At 39.0% G+C, this 11,479-nt stretch carries 11 protein-coding genes; 9 read left to right on the top strand and 2 right to left on the bottom strand.

Translation table 11 applies throughout. The features are described from left to right. Window positions 1–338: 338 nt before the first annotated feature. Window positions 339–1,664, bottom strand: a complete 1,326-nt coding sequence (locus F607_RS0105730) for an MATE family efflux transporter (protein WP_027707317.1) — start codon at window positions 1,662–1,664, stop codon at window positions 339–341. Between the two features lie 294 nt (window positions 1,665–1,958). On the opposite strand from F607_RS0105730, the gene coxB reads away from it, so the two are divergent. From coxB to F607_RS0105750, 4 genes are all read left to right on the top strand, one after another. Then, a complete protein-coding gene (gene coxB, locus F607_RS0105735; protein ID WP_038290243.1) occupies window positions 1,959–3,092 on the top strand; it encodes a cytochrome c oxidase subunit II in 1,134 nt (377 codons plus the stop codon). A 17-nt stretch (window positions 3,093–3,109) separates the two neighbouring features. Next, on the top strand, window positions 3,110–4,693 hold the full coding sequence (ctaD, locus tag F607_RS0105740) for a cytochrome c oxidase subunit I (RefSeq protein ID WP_027707319.1): 1,584 nt from the start codon (window positions 3,110–3,112) through the stop codon (window positions 4,691–4,693). A gap of 53 nt (window positions 4,694–4,746) precedes the next feature. Next, a complete protein-coding gene (locus F607_RS0105745) occupies window positions 4,747–5,283 on the top strand; it encodes a cytochrome c oxidase assembly protein (RefSeq protein ID WP_211233599.1) in 537 nt (178 codons plus the stop codon). Between the two features lie 74 nt (window positions 5,284–5,357). Continuing rightward, window positions 5,358–6,248 carry a cytochrome c oxidase subunit 3 gene (locus F607_RS0105750; RefSeq protein ID WP_027707321.1) on the top strand — a complete coding sequence of 297 codons (891 nt, stop codon included), beginning with the start codon at window positions 5,358–5,360 and terminating at the stop codon, window positions 6,246–6,248. Between the two features lie 251 nt (window positions 6,249–6,499). On the opposite strand, the gene F607_RS0105755 is transcribed toward F607_RS0105750, so the two are convergent. Further along, a complete protein-coding gene (locus F607_RS0105755) occupies window positions 6,500–6,775 on the bottom strand; it encodes a twin transmembrane helix small protein (protein WP_338112606.1) in 276 nt (91 codons plus the stop codon). 26 nt (window positions 6,776–6,801) lie between these two features. Here F607_RS0105755 and F607_RS0105760 point away from each other — a divergent pair, with 26 nt between their 5' ends. The 5 genes from F607_RS0105760 (at window position 6,802) to F607_RS0105780 (ending at window position 11,017) form a co-directional block, all read left to right on the top strand. Next, window positions 6,802–7,530 (top strand): SURF1 family protein, encoded by a 729-nt coding sequence (locus F607_RS0105760; protein WP_027707323.1) that lies wholly within the window; start codon window positions 6,802–6,804, stop codon window positions 7,528–7,530. A 32-nt stretch (window positions 7,531–7,562) separates the two neighbouring features. Continuing rightward, window positions 7,563–8,147 carry a thioredoxin domain-containing protein gene (locus F607_RS32565; RefSeq protein ID WP_051310960.1) on the top strand — a complete coding sequence of 195 codons (585 nt, stop codon included), beginning with the start codon at window positions 7,563–7,565 and terminating at the stop codon, window positions 8,145–8,147. Window positions 8,148–8,301: 154 nt separating this feature from the next. Further along, the gene (locus F607_RS28315; protein ID WP_051310962.1) at window positions 8,302–9,462 is read left to right on the top strand and encodes a COX15/CtaA family protein; all 1,161 of its coding nucleotides are present in this window, start codon (window positions 8,302–8,304) and stop codon (window positions 9,460–9,462) included. Next, entirely contained in the window at window positions 9,459–10,346 is an 888-nt protein-coding gene (cyoE, locus tag F607_RS0105775) for a heme o synthase (protein ID WP_027707324.1), read from the top strand. The genes F607_RS28315 and cyoE overlap by 4 nt, the downstream gene beginning before the upstream one ends. Before the next feature lie 5 nt (window positions 10,347–10,351). Next, window positions 10,352–11,017, top strand: coding sequence for an SCO family protein (locus tag F607_RS0105780; protein ID WP_038290245.1), 666 nt, complete (start codon window positions 10,352–10,354; stop codon window positions 11,015–11,017). Window positions 11,018–11,479: the final 462 nt, after the last annotated feature.

The raw sequence follows: 11,479 nt of genomic DNA on the forward strand, positions 1-11,479 counted from the left end.
AGCATACCAAAATAGCGCTCATTCATCATGCGCCTTGTATGTGCCAGTGCCTAAATAGGTTTTACGCGTGTATATATCCTTCTCGAATGATTTCTAGGTTTTGTTATCTTCACTCCGCACCCCAATCACCTATTAATATAAGCTCATAGGTAGTATGGGCTCACGGGGCTTCGTCATTCGATGGCCGCACCTAAAATCATTCGTATTGGGTAAGTATAGAGGTTTTTCAGAAGAGTATTTATATTCTTGAAAGGTTGTACTTCAACAACTCAAAATAGCAGAGTAAGTCAGGGTATACTATTAATATATACCCGACTAATAACTGCTTTCTGGAACATTTACTCATTTTTCCAGACCACAAGCTTCTGCTTTTTATCAAGCAGGTAATAGCTTGCACACATTAATGCACTTCTGGCAAAGCTAAAGGCATAAAAAGCTAACCAAAGACCGTGATTACCCAGTGGCTTTGCTAAATACCAAATAGGTAGAAAAAAACATAGGGTAGCGGCTATCGTTGTGTTCTGCATTACACCTGTCCTTGCCAGGCCTATAAAAACGCCATCCATCCAATAGCTCCATACCGCCACTAAAGGTAATACTATTAACCAAGGTAAATAATGGCTTGCTGCTTGTTTAATTTCTTCAATATCAGTGAGTAATGCGATTATTACTTCTCCTCCCATATAAAATACCAGTAAAAAAAAGATTGCCATAATAGCAGACCATAAACCTGTGGTTCGAACTGTAGCTTTAAACAAGGTTTTACATTTCTCTCCAACTGCTTTGCCGGTTAAAGCTTCAGCAGCATGGGCAAAGCCATCTAGGCCATTGGAAATTAACAATAGAAAATTTATAAGTATCGCATTAGAAGCTAAAGTAGTATCACCTAATCGTGAACCCTGAGCAGTAAAAAAGGCAAAACAAAATAATAAACTTAAACTACGAAAAAATAGATGACGGTTAACACTCAATAACTGAAAAAATCTAGCTTTATAATATATACCTGAAAAATCGAGTTGAATTATCTGTTCACGTAATACACGAGTTACTAAGTATAATCCAAACCCCATACTGAGATAATCTGCACAGACTGTAGCAAGTGCAACACCTGTAGCCGTCATACCCAGCCCCATGACGAAAAAAACATCAAGCACAATATTCACGCTATTTGCCAATAACATTAAATATAAAGGTGCTCGCGTTTTATGCATACCTATCAACCACCCCAACAATGCAAAGTTAATGAGTACGGCAGGAGCAGAATAAATTCGAATAAAGTAATAATTTGCAAGCTCAGCGCTTACTAAAGATGATGGTTGAAAAAAGGTTGTACTTAACAAAAATACTGGTTTAGCACATAGTATTAAGACTAAACCTATTACAATGGCAAGTATGATTGACTGAAAAAGTATTCTAATAATTGACTTTGAATCTCTTGCTCCATAGGCTTGAGCGACTAAACCTGTAGTACCCATTCTGAAGAATCCCATACTCCAATAAATACAACTGAATATTGAAGCACCAATTGCAACCGCGCCTAAATAAATAGGTGAAGGTAAATGCCCAAGAACAGCCGCATCGACGAGTCCTAATAAAGGCGTCGTCACATTGGCAATGATCATCGGCCAAGCAAATCGCCATACATCGTTATGAATATATTTCATAGAGTAAATAAGTCAGGGTGTTGTCATAAAGGCTGCAATTTACAAATGACTAAAAAAGCGCATTAATACACATGTAATGTCATTCAATTTTAACAAACAACTTTATTATACCTAATTAGCATTATTATTGTCATAAATTAGACCAATTTTATTCTTAAACTAGCTATACCTACTGCGAAGGTTTTTAGGGACGACTGTCAAATGATAACGATTCGTAAAGGGTATATGTGATCTAAAACTAATAAGTTAAGAATGTGAACAGCCTGTAATCATACTAAAACCAGGGGACATGGAATGTTGTTAGCACTGCGTCAACGTCAGCTGTTGGGGCTTGGCTTACTATGGTGTACCGGGTACGCTCAAGCAGATTGGGCGGCCAATATGCGTGAAGGAGTTACCGCCGTAAGTCAGTCAATCTATAATTTGCATATGACAATATTTTGGATTTGCGTTGTCATCGGCATTGTTGTCTTTGGAGTTATGTTTTGGTCGATGCTTATGCATCGTAAATCGAGGGGAGCAAAACCTGCCACTTTTCACGAAAATACACTGGTTGAAATTATCTGGACAACAATTCCTTTTTTCATTTTGGTTGGTATGGCCATACCAGCCTCTAAAACACTCATTGAAGCTTACGATGCCAGTGAAGCTGAAATTGATATTAAAATAACAGGCTATCAATGGAAGTGGAAGTATGATTACCTCAACGAAAAAATTGGCTTTTTCAGTAATCTCAGCACTCACCGAGATGAAATCAATAACCTTAAGCCCAAAAATGCCAATTATTTATTAGAGGTTGATGAGCCTGTTGTGGTACCGGTTGATAAGAAAGTACGCTTTCTCATTACCTCTGCCGATGTTATTCACTCATGGTGGGTACCTGACTTAGCAGTTAAAAAAGATGCAATACCAGGGTTTATTAACGAAGCCTGGACAAAAATTGAGAAACCTGGCGTTTACCGGGGACAGTGTGCAGAGTTATGTGGGAAAGATCATGGTTTTATGCCCATTGTCATCGAAGCCAAAACTGAAGATGACTACAAACTTTGGTTAGCAGCTAAACAGGAACAAGCAGAAAAAGAAAAAGAACTGACCACAAAAGAATGGTCCATGGAAGAGCTCATGGCTCGTGGTGAAAAGGTCTATAATACAGCCTGTGCCGTCTGTCACCAGGCGAATGGCGAAGGTATGCCACCAGTATTCCCCGCTCTAAAGGACAGCCCTCTCATCATGACCGGGGATGTAAAAGACCATATTGATATTATCGTTAACGGCAAACAAGGCACGGCTATGCAAGCCTTTGGCAAGCAGCTGAGTGAGGTTGATATTGCTGCTGTTACTACTTATGAGCGTAATGCGTGGGGTAATAATAAAGGCGATATGGTTACACCTCAGGATATAGTGAAATTTAATGAGGCTGCTCAGTAATTCAAGGGAGATAGATTATGAGTGCCGTATTAGAAGGACATACGACAGATCATCACCATGGACCCGCTAAAGGTTTATGGCGCTGGGTGCTAACCACTAACCATAAGGATATTGGTACCCTTTATTTATGGTTCAGTTTTGCCATGTTTTTATTCGGTGGCACCATGGCATTCGTTATTCGAGCTGAACTGTTTCAGCCCGGTATGCAAATAGTTGATCCTAACTTTTTTAATCAAATGACAACCATGCACGGCCTGGTTATGGTGTTTGGTGCTGTCATGCCTGCTTTTGTTGGTTTAGCAAACTGGATGGTGCCGATGATGGTTGGCGCACCCGATATGGCTATGCCCAGAATGAATAACTGGAGTTTCTGGATCTTGCCTTTTGCATTTGCCATGTTAAGCAGCACATTATTTATGGAAGGCGGCGGTCCCAATTTTGGTTGGACATTCTACGCACCTTTATCCACAACCTATGCGCCCCCTTCAACGGTGTTATTTATTTTATCTGTGCATATGATGGGTATTTCTTCAATTATGGGTGCCATTAACATCATTGCTACCGTTTTAAACCTGCGAGCACCAGGTATGACATTAATGAAAATGCCGTTATTTGTCTGGACCTGGTTAATTACCGCTTTTTTATTAATTGCCGTTATGCCTGTTCTTGCAGGTGTCGTCACTATGATGTTAATGGACATCAGTTTTGGCACCAGCTTTTTTAGTGCAGCAGGTGGCGGGGACCCGGTATTATTCCAACATGTATTCTGGTTTTTTGGCCACCCTGAAGTATATATCATGATTTTACCTGCTTTTGGGGTTGTCTCTGCGATTATTCCTGCCTTTGCACGTAAACCACTCTTTGGGTATACCTCTATGGTATACGCTACAGCCTCCATTGCATTTCTGTCTTTTATTGTATGGGCGCATCATATGTTCACTGTGGGTATGCCAATTACTGGTGAACTGTATTTTATGTATGCCACCATGCTGATTGCCGTCCCTACTGGAGTGAAAGTCTTTAATTGGATAACAACTATGTTCAAGGGAGCATTAACCTTTGAAACACCCATGTTATTTGCGGTAGCGTTTGTCATTTTATTTACAATCGGAGGTTTTTCCGGACTGATGTTGGCCATTGCCCCCGCTGACTTTCAATATCACGACACCTACTTTGTTGTTGCTCACTTTCACTACGTATTAGTGCCTGGTGCGATTTTTGGCATTATGGCAGGTGTTTATTATTGGCTGCCTAAGTGGACAGGCTATATGTACGATGAGACCATGGGTAAAGTACATTTTTGGTTGTCATTCATTGGCATGAACTTAGCCTTTTTCCCCATGCATTTTACTGGATTGGCAGGAATGCCACGCCGTATTCCTGATTACGCTTTACAGTTTGCTAACTTTAATATGATTTCCAGTGTAGGTGCATTCCTGTTTGGCTTTACGCAGCTGCTATTCTTATTCATTGTGATTAAATGCATTATGGGAGGCAAAAAAGCCAGTGCCAAACCATGGGAAGGTGCCGAAGGTTTAGAATGGATGTTACCTTCTCCAGCCCCTTATCATACATTTACCACACCACCTGATGTGAAATAACCAATTTATTAATATGAATTAACAACTAGCATTAAATAACTCATAGTATGGCAATGGATAGCTCAGTCAAAAAAACCACATTGAAGTTAGTCTTACTGACACTGACGATGTTTGGCTTTGGTTTTGCAATGGTTCCACTCTACGATGTGTTTTGTGAAGTAACGGGTATTAATGGCAAAACCAATAATACCCCTTACCAATACCAAACTGAAAAAGTTACCATTGATAAGAGCCGCACAGTTACCATTCAGTTTGTCACTAATAATAACGATAAAATGGGTTGGGATTTTTACCCCAAAACAACTGAGCTAAAAGTTCACCCAGGCCAACTTGAAAGTGTGGTTTTTTTTGCACATAACCCTTCAGAACAAGCGATGGTCGCCCAGGCTATCCCGAGCATTACACCTTTTGATGCAGCTGATTATTTACATAAAACGGAGTGTTTTTGCTTTAATCAGCAGCGCTTAACTTCTGGAGAAAAAGTTGATATGCCAATGCGTTTTGTGATTGATCAAGCGCTTCCTAAACACATAAAAAAACTTACACTTTCCTATACGTTATTTGATGTTACACCATCACATTCTAATTAAGTGGAGGCAGCAATATGGCAAATGAACCCAATAACGCTGAGCCAGCTGCCGACACAGAAAACCGGAGAGAAGACATGGCAAGTCATCCTACCTACTACGTCCCAGAACAGAGTAAGTGGCCCATTATTGCCTCGGTGGGCTTATTTTTAACGATGTATGGTGCGGGTAGTATGCTGATCGACAGCCAAACAGGTAATAAAGAATCCAGTGCCCACTGGATTCTTTTTCTAGGTGGCCTCATTATGGCTTATATGCTGTTTGGCTGGTTTAGTAATGTCATCAAAGAAAGTCGCAGTGGACTGTATAGCCCGCAAATGGATCGTACATTTCGCTGGGGCATGACCTGGTTCATTTTTTCTGAAATTATGTTCTTTGCGGCATTTTTTGGTACGCTCTTTTATGTAAGAACCTTTACTGTACCCTGGCTTGGTGGTGAAGGTGATAAAGGACTAACTGGACAGCTTTTATGGCCTGAGTTTCAAAGCCAATGGCCACTCTTATCAAACCCTGACAATAAAGAATTTCCTGGCGCATCAGAAGTTATCGACCCTTGGAAGCTACCTTTACTCAACACCGTGTTGCTTGTACTATCCAGTGTGACCGTTACCATCGCTCACCATGCTCTGCGGGAAAACAAGCGGAAATTACTCATCGGTTGGATGATAGTTACCTTATTGCTTGGCTTTGCGTTCCTTTATTTTCAAGCAGAAGAGTATATTCATGCTTATAACGACTTAGGCTTAACACTTGCAGCAGGCATATACGGATCTACATTTTTTATTTTGACGGGGTTTCATGGTGCCCATGTCACCCTGGGTGCAATCATGCTAACAATTATGTTGGCCCGTATACTAAAAGGACATTTTTCTGCTGACAACCATTTTGCTTTTGAAGCCGCGGCCTGGTACTGGCACTTTGTTGACGTCGTCTGGATAGGACTGTTTATTTTTGTATACGTTTTTTAGCATTTATCAATATAGATTAAGCTATTTCAAAACGGGAAGTATAGTTAAAAAAAGGCTACGGAATTGCCATCCATAATGACTTTATTCTTATTTCGCAGCCTTTTTCGTACCGTTTTCAACCAGTAAGTAAGCAACCGTAAAAGTCGTTGTAATAAAATTCTGTTTGCACCATTTTTAGGGTACATTCAGGTATAACTGTTTAACAATCTTTTTCTGGAGATAAACAAGAAGGAAAGTTACTCACATGCATGTCATTCACTTAATGAGTAAATCCAAGGGGACTTCGGCTGAAACTCCCCTGTATAATAGCCAAAAGCAAGTAGTAAAAGGATAATCAGTGTAAGGCCCACTCTGACCTTTAATGAGTTAACTAAACGATTCGTTTTGCTTTGATCGTGTATTAAAAAATAAAAGCCTGATGCCAGACTGACTACTACAGCCAATAAGAGAATCAAAATAATAATTTTAAGAATCATGAGTAATGGACCTAAACACCCTATGTTTATTAAACAAAACCAATTATCCATAATTTGTCAATAGTATTTTATTCGTTATGAAGTACTTTATACGCATAGCCTTATTATCTGTAGTAACTATACCACTATTCACCTACCTTGGTTTTTGGCAGTTAGGCCGTGCAGAAGAAAAACAAGTGATACTGAATAGTTATAATTTACTGAAAAATAGTGAACCTGTAACTATTCACTCTGCAGAACAAATTACCTCCTTGGCAAACTACCAGCCGATTTCTCTCTCCGGTAGGTTTGATAATCAGCGTTTTTTTCTACTAGATAACCAAGTTATCAATGGTTACGCAGGTTACGATATAATAATGCCATTTCACCTAAACAATGGCGATACGGTTCTTATAAATAGAGGATGGGTGCCTCAAGGTATATCCCGAACTCAACTACCCAAAGTAGATCCAATTTATACGAATGTTACTTTGCAAGGAATACTCTATCAACCAAGTAACCATTTTACGTTAAAACAAGACATTTTAACTAACAATGTCTGGCCACAAATTATTCAACGCCTTAATCTGGCACAGCTCTATAGTACTCTAGCGTCACCAAACGTATTAAATACAGTTATCGTTCTTTCCGCAAATAGTAACTATACGTTTACCTATCACTTAAAGCCTATAAATATGTCACCAGAAAAGCACACAGCTTATGCAGTGCAATGGTTTGCACTCCTTTGTTTAATGCTTGTAATGCTGCTAGTGATAGTCATACATGCTTATCGAAACAAATATAAACCTGAATTCACCAGTAAGTAAGTGAGACATGAAGTCACAGGAAAGGAGTCCCTATGTCATCCAGCAGAAAAAATAAACTATTACTTATCATTATCTTATGTACACCAATTGTAGTCATGGTTCTTTCTTCTACTATGTTCAAAACAGGCTTTTTAGTGCCATCCACTACTACAAATCGAGGTATTTTATTACAACAAGAGTTATCTATTGAAAAACTAAACATAAACAACGGATCATTATGGCTAAACAAGCAAGTAGATCCCCGCTGGTCAATAGTAATCATTCCTACCCATAAATGTATGGAACAATGTGAACAAGCATTATATCTAACCCGTCAAGTCCATATTGCTCTAGGAAAAGAAGCAAATCGTATACAACGTATTTTACTCAATACACAAATAAGCCCACTTCAAACAGAGCTAAAAAACCAGCACCCTAGACTTAACTATTTACCCTCTCAACCTGGTCACTTAGATCCTCTAGCAAAACTTATTAAACATAATTTTCCTGAAGATAACGTTGGTATCTTTTTAGTAGACCCTCTCGGCAATATTATTATGCAATATAGCGCAAAACAAAATGGACAAGACTTACTCAAAGATATAAAACATTTACTAAAAATATCACTTATTGGCTAAAGAAGACCGCTAAATGTTAATAAGGTAATTTCATCAAATACAAACACTAAACATAATTTGTTACGGATATGCCCACAGTATAGGATATATACCCAAAACGAAGGGTATACCTAGCTAAATAAGGTATAGCTTGCTGTATCATAAGGAGATCACCATGCCAAATAAACCAGGATATTATTGTGCGCTTATTGCCACACTGTTGGCAGGTATTGTTGTTGTTTTAGGTGCTTATACCAGACTTGTTGATGCCGGCCTAGGTTGTCCTGACTGGCCAGGATGTTATGGATTTCTTACTGTACCCACATCAGAGGATGAAATTAACATAGCAGAATTACGTTATCCAGAAACGCCTGTAGAAACACACAAAGGCTGGCCAGAAATGGTTCACCGGTATTTTGCAGGCAGCTTAGGCATACTTATATTAATCCTTGCTGCACATTGTTACCGCAATCGACATCAGGAAAATCAGCCCGTTAAACTGCCCATCGCAATTTTAATGCTTGTCATACTGCAAGCTGCCTTTGGCATGTGGACTGTAACTCTTAAATTGTGGCCACAAGTGGTACTTGCTCATCTGATCGGCGGATTTGCTACTTTTAGCTTACTATTTTTGCTGACATTAAGGCTTAAAAGAAAATCGACCATTTTCCCTAAAGACAAAGTCACTCATCCTTCAAGATCAGGCACTGATTCTAATATTACTCACAGGTCAAATAGTAATAAAAACCTGACCGATACATTAATAAAAGCAAAAGTGCTTGGAATTAGTGCACTCTTTATTTTATCGGGGCAGATTATGTTAGGTGGCTGGACTAGCTCAAACTATGCAGCATTAGCCTGCATTGATTTACCCACATGCCATAATACATATTGGCCAGAGATGGACTTCTCAGCGGGTTTTAATGTATTTCAAGAAATTGGTCCTAACTATCTTGGTGGGCAGCTCGACAGCTCCGCTCGAACAGCAATACACTTTGCCCACAGAGTGGGTGCGATTATTACAACATTTTATTTGTTATTTCTAATACTATGGATTAAACAAAAACTATTACCCTTACTGACTTATCAACGAAAAAATGTTGCTAATGCATTACTTTTGTTATTAAGCGCACTGTGCATCCAAGTCAGTTTAGGTATCAGCAATGTTATTTGGTTACTTCCACTTAGTGTTGCTGTTGCACATAATGCAGGTGGTGCATTATTACTTCTTAGCTGCATTTTCGTTTGTTACCATCTCTTTAAAATAAATAATAATCAACATAACACTATTAATCTCCATGAGATGTCCAACTCAACAGGAGAGTTTGTAAAATGAATAATACGCTTCCAATAAAACAAACCGCTAGATGGCAAGACTACCTTGAATTATGTAAGCCAAAAGTTGTTGCGCTGTTAATGATGACGGCACTCATAGGTATGTTGCTAGCCTCAGAATCTTTTCCTGCATGGCATATCTTGCTATTCGGTAATATTGGGATTGCCTTATGTGCTGCATCTGCTGCAGTTATCAATCACATTGTGGATAAAAAAATTGACCTGGTAATGGCACGTACTCACAACCGTCCTATTGCACAAGGTCGCGTTGAACATCAGCAAGCTATTATCTTTGCAGCAGTACTTGGTTTGTTAGGTATGTGTATATTAGTGTGGCTAGTTAATGCCTTGACGGCATGGTTAACACTCGCATCTTTAATAGGCTATGCAGTTATTTATACCCTTCTCCTCAAGCGGGCAACACCACAAAATATTGTTATTGGTGGCTTAGCAGGTGCTGCTCCCCCTCTGCTTGGTTGGTGTGCTGTCGCTGGTGAAATTCATGCTAATGCATTATTACTGGTATTAATTATTTTCGCTTGGACCCCACCACACTTCTGGGCACTTGCTCTACATAGAAGAGCTGAGTATGCCACTGCTAATATTCCCATGCTACCTGTAACTCATGGTGAGCATTACACAAAATTACATATACTGTTTTATACTTTATTATTAATTGTTATTACGGTCTTTCCATTTTTAACTGGTATGGCAGGTCTCATTTACTTAGCATCAGCATTGCTGCTAGGTGGACGCTTTATTTATTGGTGCTACCAACTGTTTAATGAAGAAAATAAAAAAGCAGCCATCAATACATTTAAGTTTTCCATAACCTATCTCATGTTATTGTTTAGCGCACTTCTTATAGATCACTACACAGGATAATAACCATGCCAAAGGGAATTAAACTCACCGTTACGGGTCTCATTATTTTTGTTGCACTGACACTAGGCCTTTTCGTTAATCGAATGATGACGCCAGCACCATTAGATCGCGACCAACTCAGACTTCAAGGCGCTTATATTTTTGATACTCCACGCTCTTTCGACAATATAAGTCTAGTATCCCATAAAGGAAATACCGTTACTAAAAAAACATTTAAAGACAAATGGACACTTATTTTTTTTGGTTATACATTTTGTCCTGATATTTGTCCCACTACCCTAACAGAGCTAGCGTCACTTAAAAAAATGCTAGGGGAACATTACCAACAACTAGCAAGTGATGTGAACTTTGTTTTTATTACTGTTGATCCATTGCGCGATACTCAGGAACAGCTGGCTAACTATTTACCTTTTTTTGGTGATTACTTTACAGGTGTAACAGGTTCAATTAAAGATATTTACAACTTAGCTTCGCAACTTAATGTACCTTTTAACCCAATCACTCATCCCAAAACGGAGAATTACTTAGTCGACCATAGTGGAAACCTATTAATTCTCAACCCCAAAGGGGACTACCATGGTTTTATAAAGCCTCCTCTTGAGCCAGCAAAAATCGCCAATATTCTATCTACTGTGAGTCATGATTTTGAACTCTATAAGAGTGAAAGTTAAAAATTCACATTTGTCGTGTGAATCAAAGCAAACATAACCAAAACGAAGGGTTTTTAGGGGTGGTAGTTAAATGCTCCTCGGCAATAGCGCCTGCATTGCTCTACTATATGACATCCATGTCATTATGCATAAACTGCATTCCCATCATCCTTGGTGGTAAAGAGTGCTGACAACAAACCCTACTAATGTGTCGGGAACACATTAGTACAGCTTCGCTGGCCCGTTAGGGTGAGCGCTATGGATAGCGCACATAAAAATGATTCATGAAGGGTATACTTAAGATGTTACTTTTAAAAATACTTCTTTATGATCACCTTTGTCCACAGTCTATAGGGCACCTCTAAAAATTCTTATTGATGTATAATACATAGCAGCTGAGTAATAAGAAACGAGTGCTAGCAAAATGGTGCAACCAGGTTTTTTTGATCTGAAAGATCGTTATAACAAGCTGAATGAGCGTGA

The organism is Zooshikella ganghwensis DSM 15267, assembly GCF_000428585.1.
Taxonomy (GTDB): Bacteria; Pseudomonadota; Gammaproteobacteria; order Pseudomonadales; family Zooshikellaceae; genus Zooshikella; species Zooshikella ganghwensis.